The sequence below is a fragment of the Catenuloplanes sp. NPDC051500 genome, from assembly GCF_044454585.1.
Taxonomy (GTDB): domain Bacteria; phylum Actinomycetota; class Actinomycetes; order Mycobacteriales; family Micromonosporaceae; genus Catenuloplanes.
On record NZ_JBITDX010000026.1, the window covers coordinates 87208 to 102972 of the forward strand.

The 15765-nt window shown below is 70.8% G+C and carries 17 protein-coding genes; 12 read left to right on the forward strand and 5 right to left on the reverse strand.

Annotation, left to right across the window (positions count from 1 at the left end; all coding sequences use genetic code 11):
• On the forward strand, nt 1-597 hold the full coding sequence (locus ACIA8K_RS35530; protein ID WP_396067490.1) for a YdeI family protein: 597 nt from the start codon (nt 1-3) through the stop codon (nt 595-597).
• A 34-nt stretch (nt 598-631) separates the two neighbouring features.
• Here the strand turns inward: ACIA8K_RS35530 and ACIA8K_RS35535 are convergent, their stop codons facing one another.
• On the reverse strand, nt 632-1435 hold the full coding sequence (locus ACIA8K_RS35535; protein ID WP_396067492.1) for a hypothetical protein: 804 nt from the start codon (nt 1433-1435) through the stop codon (nt 632-634).
• A gap of 271 nt (nt 1436-1706) precedes the next feature.
• Nucleotides 1707-3638, reverse strand: a complete 1932-nt coding sequence (locus ACIA8K_RS35540) for a serine/threonine-protein kinase (RefSeq protein ID WP_396067494.1) — start codon at nt 3636-3638, stop codon at nt 1707-1709.
• Between the two features lie 153 nt (nt 3639-3791).
• On the opposite strand from ACIA8K_RS35540, the gene ACIA8K_RS35545 reads away from it, so the two are divergent.
• The 6 genes from ACIA8K_RS35545 (at nt 3792) to ACIA8K_RS35570 (ending at nt 10292) form a co-directional block, all read left to right on the forward strand.
• The gene (locus tag ACIA8K_RS35545; RefSeq protein WP_396067496.1) at nt 3792-4544 is read left to right on the forward strand and encodes an alpha/beta fold hydrolase; all 753 of its coding nucleotides are present in this window, start codon (nt 3792-3794) and stop codon (nt 4542-4544) included.
• A gap of 126 nt (nt 4545-4670) precedes the next feature.
• Nucleotides 4671-6332, forward strand: a complete 1662-nt coding sequence (locus ACIA8K_RS35550; protein WP_396067498.1) for an ABC transporter substrate-binding protein — start codon at nt 4671-4673, stop codon at nt 6330-6332.
• Entirely contained in the window at nt 6333-7337 is a 1005-nt protein-coding gene (locus ACIA8K_RS35555; RefSeq protein WP_396067500.1) for an ABC transporter permease, read from the forward strand. It abuts the gene before it with no gap.
• The gene (locus tag ACIA8K_RS35560) at nt 7334-8275 is read left to right on the forward strand and encodes an ABC transporter permease (RefSeq protein ID WP_396067502.1); all 942 of its coding nucleotides are present in this window, start codon (nt 7334-7336) and stop codon (nt 8273-8275) included. Before ACIA8K_RS35555 ends, ACIA8K_RS35560 begins: the two co-directional genes overlap by 4 nt.
• Nucleotides 8276-8277: 2 nt before the next feature.
• On the forward strand, nt 8278-9246 hold the full coding sequence (locus tag ACIA8K_RS35565; protein WP_396067547.1) for an ABC transporter ATP-binding protein: 969 nt from the start codon (nt 8278-8280) through the stop codon (nt 9244-9246).
• Nucleotides 9243-10292, forward strand: coding sequence for an ABC transporter ATP-binding protein (locus ACIA8K_RS35570; RefSeq protein ID WP_396067504.1), 1050 nt, complete (start codon nt 9243-9245; stop codon nt 10290-10292). Before ACIA8K_RS35565 ends, ACIA8K_RS35570 begins: the two co-directional genes overlap by 4 nt.
• 106 nt (nt 10293-10398) lie before the next feature.
• Here ACIA8K_RS35570 and ACIA8K_RS35575 read toward each other — a convergent pair whose 3' ends face one another.
• A complete protein-coding gene (locus tag ACIA8K_RS35575; RefSeq protein ID WP_396067506.1) occupies nt 10399-10989 on the reverse strand; it encodes a TetR/AcrR family transcriptional regulator C-terminal ligand-binding domain-containing protein in 591 nt (196 codons plus the stop codon).
• A 105-nt stretch (nt 10990-11094) separates the two neighbouring features.
• Here ACIA8K_RS35575 and ACIA8K_RS35580 point away from each other — a divergent pair, with 105 nt between their 5' ends.
• Complete coding sequence (locus ACIA8K_RS35580; protein ID WP_396067508.1) at nt 11095-11559, forward strand: SRPBCC family protein; 465 nt, start codon at nt 11095-11097, stop codon at nt 11557-11559.
• A 147-nt stretch (nt 11560-11706) separates the two neighbouring features.
• Nucleotides 11707-12426 (forward strand): hypothetical protein, encoded by a 720-nt coding sequence (locus ACIA8K_RS35585; RefSeq protein ID WP_396067510.1) that lies wholly within the window; start codon nt 11707-11709, stop codon nt 12424-12426.
• A gap of 59 nt (nt 12427-12485) precedes the next feature.
• On the opposite strand, the gene ACIA8K_RS35590 is transcribed toward ACIA8K_RS35585, so the two are convergent.
• Complete coding sequence (locus ACIA8K_RS35590; RefSeq protein ID WP_396067512.1) at nt 12486-13022, reverse strand: TetR/AcrR family transcriptional regulator; 537 nt, start codon at nt 13020-13022, stop codon at nt 12486-12488.
• 81 nt (nt 13023-13103) lie between these two features.
• Here ACIA8K_RS35590 and ACIA8K_RS35595 point away from each other — a divergent pair, with 81 nt between their 5' ends.
• Together ACIA8K_RS35595 and ACIA8K_RS35600 are read left to right on the forward strand one after the other, a co-directional pair.
• The gene (locus tag ACIA8K_RS35595) at nt 13104-13502 is read left to right on the forward strand and encodes a nuclear transport factor 2 family protein (protein ID WP_396067514.1); all 399 of its coding nucleotides are present in this window, start codon (nt 13104-13106) and stop codon (nt 13500-13502) included.
• A complete protein-coding gene (locus ACIA8K_RS35600; protein ID WP_396067516.1) occupies nt 13499-14320 on the forward strand; it encodes an ergot alkaloid biosynthesis protein in 822 nt (273 codons plus the stop codon). Before ACIA8K_RS35595 ends, ACIA8K_RS35600 begins: the two co-directional genes overlap by 4 nt.
• Before the next feature lie 314 nt (nt 14321-14634).
• On the opposite strand, the gene ACIA8K_RS35605 is transcribed toward ACIA8K_RS35600, so the two are convergent.
• Complete coding sequence (locus ACIA8K_RS35605) at nt 14635-15018, reverse strand: winged helix-turn-helix transcriptional regulator (protein WP_396067518.1); 384 nt, start codon at nt 15016-15018, stop codon at nt 14635-14637.
• A gap of 95 nt (nt 15019-15113) precedes the next feature.
• On the opposite strand from ACIA8K_RS35605, the gene ACIA8K_RS35610 reads away from it, so the two are divergent.
• Nucleotides 15114-15761, forward strand: a complete 648-nt coding sequence (locus tag ACIA8K_RS35610; protein WP_396067520.1) for an NAD(P)-dependent oxidoreductase — start codon at nt 15114-15116, stop codon at nt 15759-15761.
• Nucleotides 15762-15765: the final 4 nt, after the last annotated feature.

Below are 15765 nucleotides of genomic sequence, written 5' to 3' on the forward strand. Positions count from 1 at the left end.
ATGGGGACGCCTGAGCTGGACGAGCTGATCGTCGAGGATGCCGAAGGATTGCGAGCCTGGCTGTCGGACAACCACAGCACCTCGATCGGGGTGTGGCTGGCCCTCGGCAAGAAGGGCGGCACCGTCACCACGCTTACCTGGCAGCAGGCGGTCGACGAAGGACTGTGCTTCGGCTGGATCGACGGCCAGGCCCGCAAGCGCGATGCGGAGTCCTCGTGGATCCGGTTCACCCCACGCAGGTCCCGCAGCTCCTGGTCACAACGCAACGTCGCCCACGTGGCCCGGCTGGAGGAAGAGGGCCGGATGATGCCCGCGGGCCGCGCCGCTGTCGAAGCCGCGAAGGCGGACGGCCGATGGGCTGCCGCCTACGCACCGTCGTCGGAGGCCGAGTTGCCGGCCGACCTCCTCGCCGCGATCGCGGCCGTCCCCGCGGCTCAGGCCATGTTCGACGTCCTCACCAAGACCAATCGTTACGCCTTCTTCCACCGTCTGCACTCCGTCAAGCGGGCGGAGACCCGCGAGCGCAAGATCGGCGAGTTCGTCGCCATGCTCGCCCGTCACGAGACGTTCTACCCTCAGAAGGCCAAGCCTTCCTGAACGTCGTGCCCCGGGCGCCGCGCCACCCTGGGCATCATCGCCCCGGTGGCGAAGGAGCATGTGCGGGCGGGCAGCCGAGCCGGTCCGGGGCGAGCGCGATGTCGTCGATCCACACGTCGAAGCCGGCCGGCATGGTGCCGCCCTGGTAGAGCTGCCAGCCGATCTTGACGGTGGTGACGGCCGGCAACTGGAACGGTACGTCGGCGCCGCCGTGGTCCTGCTCGGAGGCCGACAGCGTGGGAGAGTCCGGGTCACCGAGCCAGACCAGCACGCGGTTGCCGTCCCGGTCGAGCAGCCATTCGACACACTGCCAGCGGCCGGCCTGGGCGGGCGCGGACTCCTGCCAGTCGGTCCAGTCGCCTGTGGGTCCGCCGTCCGCGCCGATTCCCCACAGTGCCCGGCCGGCCGGTGGCACCCACTGCCCGCCGAGCGGCCGCACCACCTCGGCGCTCCCGGTCCCGGTCGCCTCGACGAGGGTGAAGTGCGCCCAGTCCGGCGCGGTGGGGAACGCGGCCACCCGGACGCGCATCCGGCCGTAGAGCCGGTCGCCGGGCACCGCAAGATCGTTGACGGTCAGGAACGCACGGCCGTTGTCCCGCGTCCGCACATGAAGAAGTTTGTCTCCGTGCCGCCCGCGCTCGACGGTGAGCGTGCCGTTCCGGCTGTCGATGCCCCACGCCATGCTGCCCGCGCTGCCACCCGGCAGACGCGTGAAATCCTCGCAGAACAGCGTCTCTCGGTCAGGCGTACAGGATCCGGTGCCGTGCATGCCGGTCCCGGTCGCGTCGGCTGCGGGGGATATCAGGACGAGGGCGGCGAGGGCTGCGAGCGCTTTCACGGCACGCAGTATATCGATGATTGGCTATAAGTAGAGCGGTAGGGGTTCCTTGATACCGGCTCCACCAGACAATTCGCACCCGCCCGATCCGAAACCATTCAAGATCGACCTCTTGGGTACGAGGTGTGCGCTGACATCGGCGACGTCCGGCTCTTGTGCGCCCGCCCCAAGGAACACATCGTGAGCACTCGTTCGCGCCCAGGCCGTCGCCGTCGCAGACAACCGGCCTACCCTGATCGGCCGGGGTGACTGTGGATGAGATGGCCGGAGGTCAACCGCCTGTGGTGACCGAGGACGGGGTGCTGCCGTCGCAGGTGACGGTCATGGTCAGGTAGCGGTTGCCGTGCCGGAACACGACCTCGGCCGCCGCGTCGTCCACGCTGTCCACCTTGTAGGGCTTGATCGCCGCGTAGGACACCAGTTCCGCCACGCCGGCCGCCGTGCAGCCGGCCTCCACGGTGCCGCCCGTCGAGGTGAAGGTGCGCGGTTGTGCGGCGGGCGCCGGGGGAGGCGGTGACGGCGTGGAGTCGGCCGGGGCGCTGGTCACCGGCGCGTCCGGGGTTTGCGCGGGGATGACGCCTGACGTCTTCGCCAGCCCGCCGGGTGACGTTGTCGCCTCCGCGGATCTGCTCGCCGATCCGTCGCGGGCGGGTCCCGGGACCGCTTGTCCCGGAGCGCCCGTGGCGGAGTCGGGTGGGAGCCCGGTCGCGACCGGGACGGTGCTCGTACCGGACACGGCCGGAGGCGTAGGGGATGAGGAGTCCTGCACGTCGTCGTTCGTGAGGACCCCCATCACCGCCAGTCCACCCACTGCCGCCACCGCCAGCGCACCCACGAGTGCACGGTTCCGGCGCCGGACGTCGCGCGTCTCGTCCTTGGGATTCGTCCCGCTTCCGACGGCTGGCGCGGCGCTGCCGGCTGGCGCGGCGCTGCCGGCTGGCGCGGCGCTGCCGGCTGGCGTGCCGCTGCTGGTCGTCGGGCCGCTACCAGCCGGAATGCCGCTGCCGTCCGAAATGCCGCTACCGGGTGGTGTGGCGCTACCTGATGGCATGGCGCTACCTGATGGCATAGCGCTGCCGGGCGATATGGCGCTACCCGGCGGCATGGCGTTGCCGGCGGACGAGAGACTGCCGGTCGGCGCGTTTCCGTCCGGGCGGTACGGCGACCTCGGCGTGCCCACCGCTGCCGGAGATGCCCCGGCCGGGACCGCCGCCGGAACCACAACTGCCGGTACCACCGCCGGCCCGCCGTGATCGCCGGCCGGGCTTGACGCGCCGGCACCACCCGGCCCGGCGACGTCGGCTGCCACACCGACGTAGTCCCGGTCCGGCAGCCCGACGACCCCGTCCAGGTCCGTCTGCGGATCGGCCGTGACGACCTGCACCCCGGCCGCGCCCGCCAGCACGACCGCGGCGTCCCGGGCGCTCGGCCGCTCCGCCGGGTCTTTGCGCAGGCAGCGGTGGCAGAGGTCGACGATCTCCGCGGGCACCTCCGGCAGCGGCGGCAGCGGGTCCGGCTCCGTGTAGATGTGCGCGTCAAGCATCTCGGTGATGCTCTCCGCGGTCCACGGCGCGCGGCCGGAGACCAGCTGGTAGAGCAGCACGCCAAGCGCGTACACGTCGGTGGCCGGGTGTACCCCGTCGCCGGTGAGGCGTTCCGGGGCGATGTACGCCGGGGTGCCCATCGGCACGCCGACCGGCCCGCCGCCGCTGCCCGGTGTCGCGGCCGCGGCGATGCCGAAGTCGACGACCTTGGCGCCCTGCCGGGTCATCATCACGTTTGCGGGTTTGATGTCGCGGTGCACGAGCCCTTTCGCGTGGGCGGCGGTCAGTGCTGCCGCTACCTCGGCGCAGCAGCGCAGCGCCTCCGTCAGCGGTAGTGGTCCCTTGCGCAGCCGCCGGGCCAGGGAGACGCCGCTGATCAGCTCCATGACCACGTACGGCAGGACGTCGTCGCCGTCCGCGGCCTCGCCGAAGTCGTGGACCTGGGCGATGTTGGGGTGTGACAGCCGGGCCGCGGCGCGCGCCTCCTCGCGGATGCGCAGGCGTGCCTCCGGGTCGGTGACGTACTGCCCGGCCAGGACTTTGACGGCGACGAGCCGGCCGAGCACCTCGTCGTGGGCGCGCCAGACCACCGCCATGCCGCCGCGTCCCACTTCGCTGTCCAGCCGATATCGCCCACCGAGTTCCTGGTACTCCCGCACTGCGACAGTCTTACGGTATCGACATCCGCCGACAAGTCGGCTCGTCAGCGGTCGTCGGAGACTGTCCCTGGTGGAGGGCGTCACCCGCACGGCTGGTGTCCCGGAATTCACCCGGCCGGTACGGGAGGGCATCGTCGAGGGCATCATGGTCGCGTGGTGGATCTCTGGGTGCGGCGGCCGGGTGCGGAGCTTGCCTGCTGGGTGCGGGGTGACGGGCCGGCGGTCGGGTACGCGCACGGGATGATGTTGAGCAGGGCGGCGGAGGAGGCGCGGGGGCTGCACGACTGGGCGCCGGTGACCGGGACGCGGCGGATGGTCCGGTACGACGCGCGGGCGCACGGTGAGTCGTCGGGGCGGGCGGTGGTGGAGGACTACACCTGGCCGCGCCTGGCCGAGGACCTGATCGCGGTGGCGGAGGAGACCGGCACGACGGACTTCATGGGCGCGTCGATGGGGTGCGGGACGCTGCTGTGGGCGGCGGTCACCGCGCCGGAGCGGTTCCGGCGGCTGGTGCTGATCATCCCGCCGACGACCGGCGTGACAAGGGCCGGGGCCGCCCGTCTCTACCTGGCGGAGGCGGCTGCGGCCTCGTTCGACGGCGCGCCGTCCGCGCCTCCGCCGATCTTCGCGGGCCTGGCCTCGTACCCGCAGAGGGTTTCGGTAGGTGATGGGCTGCTGCCCTCCGTGCTGCGTGGTGCGGCTGCCTCCGATCTGCCGGGCCGTGACGCTCTGGCGATGATCCGGCAGCCCGCCCTGATCCTCGCCTGGGACACGGATCCGGTGCATCCGGTCGGCTCCGCACGCATGCTGTCCGAGGTGCTCCCGAACGCAAAGTTGCAGGTCGCAACGAGTGAAGCGGAGGTACGCCGGTGGCCGGACGAGATCGCTGAATATTTGAATTCCTGATGCCCCGGGGCATTGGTGGCCGTCACCCTGTGGTAGGAAATCTCATCGACATGACCACATGATCCACTATGGCTTGACACAGTGGACGCGTCGAATAGTTCTCCCGTGACCATGAGGTGAGGCGTCATGCAGGCGTTCAGGGCGAAGGCGGTGACCGCGGCCGTGGCAACGGCGGCCGTGTTGCTCTCCGCGGGCTGTGCGGAGAGTAAGCGGGGTGAGACGGCCGAGGGCGATCAGACGCTTGTGTTCGGCGTCGCGGCGGACCCGAAGATGCTCGACCCGTCGTTCGCGAAGGACGGCGAGACGCTGCGGGTGGCGCGGCAGATGTTCGAGACGCTCGTGCAGCCGGTGCCGGGCGGTACGGAGGTGGAGGCCGGTCTCGCGGAGAGCTGGCAGTCCAGCCCGGACGGCCTGACCTGGACGTTCAAGATCCGGCAGGGTGTGACGTTCCACGACGGGACGGCGCTTGACGGCGCCGCGGTCTGTGCGAACTTCGACCGTTGGTTCAACGCGGCAGGTGTCATGCAGAGCCCGGACGTGACCGGCTACTGGCAGGACGTGTTCGGCGGGTTCGCGAAGAACGAGAGCGACACGCTGCCGCCGAGCCTCTACAAGTCGTGCGCGGCGACCGACCCGGCCACGGCCGTGCTGACGCTCACCCGCACGTCGAGCAAGATCCCGTCCGCGCTGGGCCTGCCGTCGTTCTCGATGCACAGCCCGGCGGCGATGCAGAAGTTCGGCGCCACGATCGGCGGCACCACCAAGTCTGTGGAGTACCCGGAGTACGTCAAGGCGCACCCGACCGGCACCGGGCCGTACAAGTTCGTCTCCTGGGACGTGGCCGCGAAGCGGGTGACGCTTGAGCGCTACGACGGCTACTGGGGTGCGAAGGCCAAGATCAAGACGGTCATCTTCACGGCCATCCCGGACGAGGCCGCGCGTAAGCAGGCGCTGCGCTCCGGCGACATCCAGGGGTACGACGCGGTCGCGCCCGCGGACCAGAAGCCGCTCGCGGACGAGGGCTTCAACGTGCTCATGAAGCCGGCGTTCAACATCCTCTACCTCGGCATCGACCAGGCCGCGAACCCGAAGCTGAAGGACCTGCGGGTCCGCCAGGCGATAGCGATCGCACTGAACCGGCAGGCGCTTGTCGACTCGAAGCTCCCGCCGGGCGCGGAGGTCGCCACCCAGTTCATCCCGCCGACGCTTGCGGGCTGGAACCCGGACGTCACGAAGTACCCGTACGACGTCACCAAGGCGAAGGCGCTGCTGAAAGAGGCAGGCGCGGAGGGCCTGACGCTCAAGTACTACTACCCGACCGAGGTCCAGCGGCCGTACATGCCGAGCACCAAGGACCTGTTCGAGATCCAGAAGGCGGACCTCGAGGCGGCCGGCATCACCATCCAGCCGGTGCCGCTGAAGTGGACGCCTGACTACCTGGCCGCGATCCGTACCACGTCCGACCACGACCTGCACATGCTCGGCTGGACCGGTGACTACGGCGACGCGTACAACTTCATCGGCACGTTCTTCGACCGGCCGCGCAAGGACTTCGGCTTCACCGACCAGGCGCTGTTCGACCTGTTCAAGACGGCCGACGCGGAGCCGGACGCGGCCAAGCGCACCGAGCTGTACAAGCAGCTCAACGCGAAGATCATGGAGACCCTCCCGGCGATCCCGATCTCGCACACGCCTGCCGCGCTCGTGCTCGGCAAGAACCTGACCGGCATCAAGACCAGCCCGCTCAGCAGCGAGCTGCGCCTCTACACCGCGGAGTACACGAGCTAAATGGGTCGCTTCATCGCCCGGCGGCTGATGCAGCTCGTACCGACGCTGTTCGGCCTGTCGATTCTGTTGTTCATCTGGCCGCGTCAGCTGCCGGGCGGTCCGGAGACCGCGCTCCTCGGGGACCGGGGCACGCCGGAACAGCTTGAGCTGATCCGTCGTAGCCTCGGCCTCGACGAGCCGCTGATCGTGCAGTACGGCAAGTTCCTGGAGCGGCTGGCCCGCTTCGACCTCGGCACGTCGATCTCCACCCGGCGGCCGGTCCTCACCGAGTTCGCCGACCGGTTCCCGGCCACGGTCGAGCTCACCGTCACCGCCATGATCATCGCGATCGGCGTCGGCATCCCGCTCGGCTACCTGGCCGCGCGGCACCGGGGCTCGATCCTCGACCAGCTGAGTGTCGGCTGGTCGCTTGTCGGCGTCTGCATCCCGATCTTCTTCCTCGGCTACGTGCTGAAGGCGGTCGGCGCGGAGAACCTGGGCTGGTTCCCGTCCACCGGGCGGCAGGACCCGACAATCGACGCCACCCACGTGACAGGCTTCTACGTCCTCGACGGGCTGCTCACCCAGGAGTGGGACGCGGCGTTCGACGCGCTCTGGCACCTGGTCCTGCCCGGACTCACGCTGGCCAGCATCCCGCTCGCCGCGATCGTGCGGATCACCCGGGCCAGCGTGATCGAGGTGCTCGGCACCGAGCACGTGCGCACCGCGGAGGCCAAAGGCCTCACCGACCGGGTGCTGCGCCGCCGGCACGTGCTGCGCAACGCGATGCTGCCGGTCTCGACCACGATCGGCCTGCTCACCGGCACGCTGCTGTCCGGCGCGGTGCTCACCGAGACGGTCTTCGCGTTCGCCGGGATCGGGGCGTTCCTGGCCCAGGCGATCTCCGAGCTGGACTATCCGGTGCTGATGGGCTTCATCCTGTTCATCGCGCTCATCTACGTACTCGTGAATCTGGTGGTGGACGTGTCCTACGGCCTGATCGACCCGCGGATTCGGGTCCGGTGAGCATCCTGACCCGCAAGGCCGACCGCATCGACCGTCTCGCGGAGCAACCCGGCCTCAGCCTCTGGCAGGACGCGCTCGTGCGGCTGCGCCGCAGCCCGGCCGCGATCGTCGGTGCGATCATCGTCCTGACCTTCGTGGTCATCGCGATCGTCGGCCCGCTTATCGTCCCGCACGACCCGATCGCGCAGACCTGGCGCGGCGAGATCAGCGAGGCACGCGGCGCGTTCCCCGGGCCACGCGCGGAGAACTGGCTCGGCGTCGACCACCTCGGCCGCGACGAGTTCAGCCGGCTGATCGTCGGCGCCCGGCAGACCCTGATCGTCGGCGTCGTCTCCACGCTTCTCGGCCTGGCCGTGGGCGTGCTCGTCGGCGGCATCGCGGGCGCGGCGGCCGGGCTCGGCGGCCGGGCCGGACGCTGGATCGACTCGATCATCATGCGCTTCGTCGACATGCTGCTCGCGGTGCCCAGCCTGCTGCTTGCCGTGAGCGTCGCGGCGCTGCTCGGGCAGAGCCTGGCCACCGTCATGATCGCGATCGGCGTGGTGTCCGTGCCGATCTTCGCCCGGCTGCTGCGCGGTGCGATGCTCGCCCAGTCCGAGAGCGAATACGTCACGGCCGCGATCGCGCTCGGCGTACCCCAGTGGAAGATCGCCTGGTCGCACCTGCTGCCGAACTCGGTCGGCCCGGTCATCGTGCAGGCCACGCTCACCCTGGCCACCGCGATCATCGAGGCGGCCGCGCTGTCCTTCCTCGGCCTCGGCAACGCGGACGCGGCCATCCCCGAATGGGGCGTCATGCTCGCGGACGCGCAGCGCTACCTCTCGGTCCGCCCGGAATGGGCTGTCTACCCCTCCGTCGGCATCATCGTCATCGCGCTCGGGTTCACGCTGCTCGGCGAGTCGATGCGCGAAGCCCTCGACCCGAAGCTGCGAAGGTGACCATGCCGTTGCTCGACGTCTCCGACCTGGCCGTCACGTTCGCGCCCAGGGGCCGTCCCGCCACCCGCGCGGTAGACGGCGTGTCGTTCACCGTCGACGCCGGCGAGGTCGTCGGCCTCGTCGGCGAGTCCGGCAGCGGCAAGTCCGTGACCGCGATGGCGATCATGGGACTGCTGCGCGGCGCCTCAATCACCGGCCAGGCCCTGTTCGACGGCACCGACCTGCTGCGACTCGACCGGCGGCGACTGCGCGACGTGCGCGGCCGGGACGTCGCCATGGTCTTCCAGGACCCGCTTTCCTCGCTCAACCCGGTCGTGCCGATCGGCGTGCAGGTCACCGAGGTGCTCACCCGGCACCGCGGCCTGCGCGGAACGGCCGCCAAGAAGGAGGCCGCCGAGCTGCTGGAACGGGTCGGCATCCCGGACCCGGCCCGGCGCCTGCGCGACTACCCCCACCAGCTCTCCGGCGGCATGCGGCAACGCGTGCTGATCGCGATCGCGGTCGCCTGCCGGCCCAAGCTGATCATCGCGGACGAGCCCACCACCGCGCTCGACGTGACGATCCAGGCGCAGATCCTCGACCTGCTCGCCGGGCTGGTCAAGGACTCCGGCACCTCGCTGCTGCTGATCACGCACGACCTCGGCGTGGTGGCCGGGCTCTGCGACCGGGTCAACGTGTTCTACTCCGGGCGGCTTGTCGAGACCGCCCGCCGCCGGCAGTTGTTCGCGACGCCGCAGCACCCGTACACGACCGGCCTGATCGGCTCGATTCCCCGGCTGGACACGCCGCGCGGCGACCGCCTGGCCGCGATCCCCGGCTCGGTCCGCGACGTGCTGCCCTGGCAGGACGGCTGCGCGTTCGCCCCCCGCTGCGAACTGCGCGCGGACGAGTGCGTGGCCGGGCCGCCCGCGCTGCACATCGTCGACGAGGGGCACACCCACCGCTGCGTCCGAGCAGGAGCACTGTCATGAGTCTGTTGCAGGTCGAAGACCTGTCCGTGCACTTCCCGATCGTCCGGGGCGCGCTGATCAACCGGACCGTCGGCCACGTGCGCGCGGTCGACGGCGTCTCCTTCGAGATCCCCCGGCACGGCTCCTACGGCCTGGTCGGCGAGTCCGGTTGCGGCAAGTCCACGCTCGGCCGCGCCATCATGCGCCTCAACACGCCCACCACCGGCACGGTGCGGTACGACGGCACCGACCTGACCGCCCTCAACGGCCGGCACCTGCGCGGCATGCGCCGTCACGTGCAGATGGTCTTCCAGGACCCGATGTCCAGCCTGGACCCGCGGCAGAACGTCGAGACGATCCTCCTCGAAGGCCTCAACACCCACAAGATCGGCTCGGGTACGGCGTCGCGCCGCGCCATGGTCGCGGACGTCCTCGACGCGGTCGGCCTGCCACGCAACTCGCTGTCGCGGTACCCGCACGAGTTCTCCGGCGGCCAGCGCCAGCGCATCGGCATCGCCCGTGCGCTGATCGTGCAGCCGGACCTGATCGTCGCGGACGAGCCGGTCTCCGCCCTGGACGTCTCCATCCAGGCCCAGATCCTCAACCTGCTCGCCGACCTGCAGGCCTCCCGCGGCCTGACCTACCTGATCATCGCCCACGACCTGGCCGTGGTCCGGCACGTCTCCAGGACCGTCGGCGTCATGTACCTCGGCACCCTGGTCGAGGAGGCCGACAGCGACGACCTGTATGCGACGCCGCTGCACCCGTACACCCGGGCCCTGGTCTCCGCCGTTCCGGTTCCCGACCCCGACATCGAGGACCGCCGCGAGCGGATCATCCTCAAGGGCGACCTCCCCTCCGCCGCCGCCCCGCCGTCCGGGTGCCGCTTCCACACCCGGTGTCCCTGGGCCCGCCCGACCCGCTGCACGGACGAGCGGCCCCTGCTGCGCACCATCTCCATCGGGGCCGCAAACCACCGCGTCGCCTGCCACTGGGCCGAGGACATCCACGCCGAGTCCCCCGGCCGCGACAACCCGGACCAGCCGGTCGTCGCCTCCGCCGGGTGACCACTGCCGTGCGCCGACTCCGTCTTCATCGCCGACTCCGGAGTCGGCGCCGGCAGTGCCGTGGACCGGCGCAGGGGTGATCCTGCGGTGGCGAACGCAGTCGGTACTACAGACCGGTGGCCGGCTCTCCCGCCCCGGTGAGCAGGAGGTCGACAAGTCTCGCTGCGCCCGCACGGTCGAGGGGACGCCCACCGAAGATCGCGCCCAGGTGAACTGATCCGACCACTGCCTGCATGAGCAGGTCGGGATCGACCGCAGGACGGATCTCACCTCGGGACCGCGCGTTGTCGATGATGCCGCCGCTGTTGCTGAGACGGTCGAGCCAGAACGTCTCGCGCGCGGTCGCGCCGTCCGCCGTCGACGCCGTGAGCGCGACGCGGAGCAACGCGCCGCCGATGGGGGACCTGAGAAACGCGTCTAGTGACAGGACCAGGGCCACCAGGTCACCGCGGAGTGAACCCGTATCGGGCTGAGGAACTGCGCCCGCGGTCTGCTCCTGAGCCGTTTCCAGCAGCAGCGCCTCCTTCGTCACCCACCTGCGGTAGATCGACGTCTCGTGAACCCCCGCACGGGCCGCGACGCCCGCGATGGTCACGTGCTCCACACCTGCGGCCGTCAACTCTGCCGCCGCCGCGTCGAGCACAGCCCTCCGGACGGTTTCGCCCCGTCGGCGCGGCTGCCTCTGCTGGTCCGCCATGCCGGCAATCTTACGCAACTCGGCTTGCGATGCGTCCACGGCCGGGGCTAGTCTCCGATTATCGCAAGACGACTTGCGATAAGACCGTGCGAATGGACACCTGATATGTCTGCACTTCCCGACTGGCCGGACTCGTTCCACCCCGATCAGGCTCCGGTCTTCACGCACAACGAGATCGTCTCCACGCGCCCCGCCGGCGACCTGTGGCCGGCACTCGTGCGCGCCGCCGAGTGGCCGGCGTGGTATCCGCACGCATCCGACGTGCGGGGCATCGCGCCGGGAGAGGACCTTGCGCTGGGAACGACGTTCAGCTGGAAGACCCTCGGCGTGCGCGTCACCACCACTGTCACGGAACTGGTCCCGTCGCAGGCACTCGCGTGGCGCGGGACGGCCCGCGGCTCCCGGGGGTATCACCGCTGGGCCCTCTACCCGACAGCCGACGGCGGGTGCCGGATCGTCACCGAGGAGGTCCAGGCCGGACCCGTGCCCACGCTGCTCGCCGCCCGGCTGCGCACCAACCTCGTCGCCTTTCACCAGGAGTGGCTCGAAGGGCTCGTGGCGCGGCCGTGATCGGACTCTGACCCTCCCGGTCCATGCGCATGCCGCCATGTCGAAGCGCTGGCGGCTGTGCGCACCGCCGGGTGGAGCCGGGTTGCCGAAAACCTTTTCGTGGAGGATGGTAAGGCATTGAGAGCTATCAACTCTTAGGAGGCGATGATGACGCTCCAACGATCGCGCCCTGCCCGGTTTGTCGCCGCGGTGCTGGCCTTTGCCACTGCCCTGGCGGTCTTCGCGGTGGCGGCCCCGGCGCAGGCCGGGTCCGTGGCAGAGGCGTCGGCGCAGGCTGCGCCGCCGTCCGGCACGGTCCGGGTCTATTGGCTGCGGCCGACGGATGTGCCGTATGACAAGCGGTATGTCGACGGGATCGCCGGGGTGATGCGGGAGGCGCAGAGCTACTACCGGCGGGAGCTGGGGAAGACGTTCACGCTCAATGAGCCGGTGGTCGAGGTGGTGAACGGGGATCACCCGCATGCCTGGTACGAGAACACGCCAAATGGCAACGACTGCTACTGGTGGGTGGTGTTCAACATGCAGCAGGAGTTGATGCGCAAGCTCGGGCTGCAGGCGCCGGACCGAAGGTGGATCAACGTCGGGGAGATCAGTGCGGAGTCGGCCTGCTCGGGTGGCGGGGGCGGCGGCGGGTGGGTGATCCTCAGTGGACACGACGCGGACGGGGCCGCGGGAATCAACGGCGCGATGAATCGGTGGTACGGCGGGATGGTGCACGAACTCGGCCACGCCTTCGGGCTGCCGGACTCGACCTCGACGGACGGCACGCCGATGTCCGCGTCGTTCTACAACTACCCGAACACGCACTTCAGCGCCGCGCAGAAGAACGGCATCCTGAACGGGCCGTACGGCAGTTTCCTGCACTGACGGCTTCCGAAAACGTTATCGGCCGGTCCGGGTGGGGGCGCGGGCTGGCCGGTTCTCGATCAGGCCGTGCCGAACACGTGGCGGACGAGATCGCGCAGCCCGGCCCGCGGGTCCACGGAATCGTCCTGCCGCAGGTGCTCCACCAGATCGCTGCGGACGGCCCCGAGTAGCACGTGCGCGAGGAATGCGGCGTTCTCCGGCCCGCGTGCCCGCCCGGCCAGGTCGGTCAGCACCGCGTGCAGCCGGTCGTACCCGGCGCTCTGGTAGGGACTGCCGTGCCCCTCCCGCTCCAGCGCCGAGGCGAGGGCGCGATTGCGCTCCTTGAACGTCCACACGCGATCAAGCAGGTCGAGGGCGGCCTCCGCCGGGGTGCCGCCGGAGCCGTCGAGCACAAGCTCCCTGGCCACCCGCGCGTCATAGAGTGCCCGGATCAGGCCGCGGCGGTCGCCGTACCCGCGGAAGATCGTGCCTTTTCCGACGCCGGCGGCGGCCGCGATCGCGTCCATCGACACCTCGTCCGGGTCGCCGGCCTGGTCGAACAGCCGGCCGGCGGCAGCGAGCACGGCCTCCTGGTTGCGCACCTTGTCTGCTCGCACGGCGCCCCACCCTTCACAAACGGACCGGCAGTCCGCTACGGTTAAGCGGACCGGCAGTCCGCAGTTTAGAGGGGCACCATCATGACCGACACACCCACGGCCGTCTTCCGCCGTGCCACCGACGCCCTACTCGCCCACGACATGGCCGCGTTCACCGCGCTCTACGCGAACGACGCAGTCATGGAGTTCCCGTTCGCGCCGCCCGGGCGGCCGGAGCGGCTCGACGGGCGCGCCGCGGTCGAGTCCTATCTCGACGGCTACACCGACATGGTGAACATCCAGCGCATCCACGACGTCGTCGTCCACGAGACGGCCGACCCGGACGTGATCATCGCGGAGATGGCGGCCAGCGGGCTCGTCGTCGCGAGCGGCGCGCCCTACACCGCGCGGTACATCGCGGTGCTGACGATCACCGGCGGGCTCATCCGTCACTACCGCGACTACTGGAACCCGATGCTGTTCCAGCAGGTCTCCGCATGACCGTGCTGATCACGGCCGCGACCGGCACCACCGGCAGCCGCCTCGCCCGGCGGCTGGCGGACGCGGGAGTGCCAACTCGAAAGGCAGGCCGGTCGGCGCGCGCGGACGTGCGTTTCGACTGGTCCGAGCCGGCGACCCACAGGCCGGCGCTGCAGCGGGTGGACGCGGTCTACCTCGTGCTGCCGCCCGGCGTCGCCGAGCCGGAGCCGGTGGTGACGCCATTCCTTGAGGAGGCGCGCCGGGCCGGAGTGCGGCGGATCGTCCTGCTCGGCTCGTCCGCGATCCCGGTCGGCGGGCCCGGCCCGGGAGCGGTCGGCGCGCGGCTGGCCGATCACGTGCCGGACTGGGTGGTGCTGCGGCCGAGCTGGTTCGCAAGCAACTTCACCCCCGGCCACCTGCACGGCGACTCGGCGCGCGCGGACGGCGAGATCGTCAGCGCCACCGAGGACGGCCGAGTGCCGTTCATCGACCCGGACGACATCGCCGCGGTCGCCGCCCGGTTCCTGACCGGGGCGGTCCCGGCCGGTCGTGACGTGGTGCTGACCGGGCCGGCGCCGCTCAGCTTCGACGACGTCGCCGCCGCGCTGAGCGAGGTGACCGGCGGCCCGGTCCGGCACCGGCGGGTCAGCGCGGCCGCACTCTCGGCCCGCCACCAGGCGCACGGGGTGCCGGCCGCCTTCGCCGACCTGCTCGCCGGGCTGGACCTTGCGATCGCGGGCGGCGCGGAGGACCGCACCACGGCATGCGTCGAGGAGATCACCGGCGGGCCGCCACGCGCCTTCCGGGACTTCCTGCGCACGTCCCTCCCGGTCCGGTAGCGCGCGTGCCGCACGGTCAGCTGCGAGACCACGGTCCCGACCGGCGCCGTCGACCACGTCCTGACCGCCCGCGAGAAAGCCGCCACCAGCTTTATGATGGTGCGGCCGCCTGCAGGCCGGCGTTCGCGGACCGCAGGTCACGGGCCCGCGCGGCCAGGTGTCCCGCGCCGCCGGCCCCCGTCGGGTCATAGACCTCTAAAAATGCTGATATACCCGGCTGATCGCACATCACCGCCCGAGGCCTCCCGGCGACACCGGTCGGCCGCAGGCGGCCTCCCTGCCGGTTCCGCGTGCCACGGACAGGACCGGGGCGTCTACTCCGCCTGGTCGTAGGCGCGCTGGGAGGCGGCGACGTCGCCGAGATGCGCGATTGACCACTCCCGGAGCGCACGGAGCGGGCCCAGCAGCGTGCGGCCGGCGTCGGTGAGGGCGTAGACGACGCGGACCGGGACCTCGGGGTGGACGGTGCGGCTCACCAGGCCGTCGCGTTCCAGGCCGCGCAGCGTCTGGGTGAGCATCTTCGGGGAGACGCCGTCGATGCGGCGCCGCAACTCGGAGAAGCGGGCCTCGCCGTCGCCGAGGATGCCGACGATCAGGACGGTCCAGCGGTCGCCGATCCGGTCCAGGATGCGGCGGGTGGAGCAGTCAGCGGCATACGGATTGCCACAGAGAGCCGGGACCGCCTGAGTGGTTACCACGAAGTGCCTTCTTCCCGATGGAGATCTGCTCTCTTACGGTAACTGAGGAGGCCCGATCGTGGGCCCCGGACACATCGTCGGAGAAAGGCATCACCATGTCCCGCATCACCGTCATCGGCGGCACCGGATACGCCGGATCGGCAATCGTCGCCGAGGCCGCCGCCCGTGGGCACCAGGTCACCGCGTTCAGCCGCTCGGCCCCGGACGCGCCGGTGCAGGGCGTGACCTACGTCCAGGGCGACGCCGCCGACGAGACCGCGCTGTCCGAGGTCGTGGCCGGCGCGGACGTCGTGGTGGGCGCGCTCGCACCGCGCGGCCCGCTGACCGGCTCGTACCGCGACGTGTACCGTACGATCGGCAGTCTCGCGGCGGCACAGAAGGCGCCGCTGTTCATCGTCGGCGGTTTCTCGTCGCTGCGACCGGCGGCCGGAGCCCCGCGCTTCGTGACGGACCTCAGCCACGCGCCCGCGGAGTACCACCAGGAGATGATCACGGTGGCCGCACTCGTGGTCGACGACCTCCCGGCCACGCCGGAGACGCTCGACTGGGTGTTCGTCAGCCCGGCCGGGCAGTTCGGCTCACACTCGCCCGGAGAGCGCCGGGGCGAGTACCGGATCGGCGACGACGTGGCCGTCCAGCCGGACGGCGGCGGTGCGATCTCCGGCGCGGACTACGCGCTCGGCGTCGTCGACCTGATCGAGAAGGGCGACCGTCACCGGGCACACGTGAACCTGGCGTACTGACCGT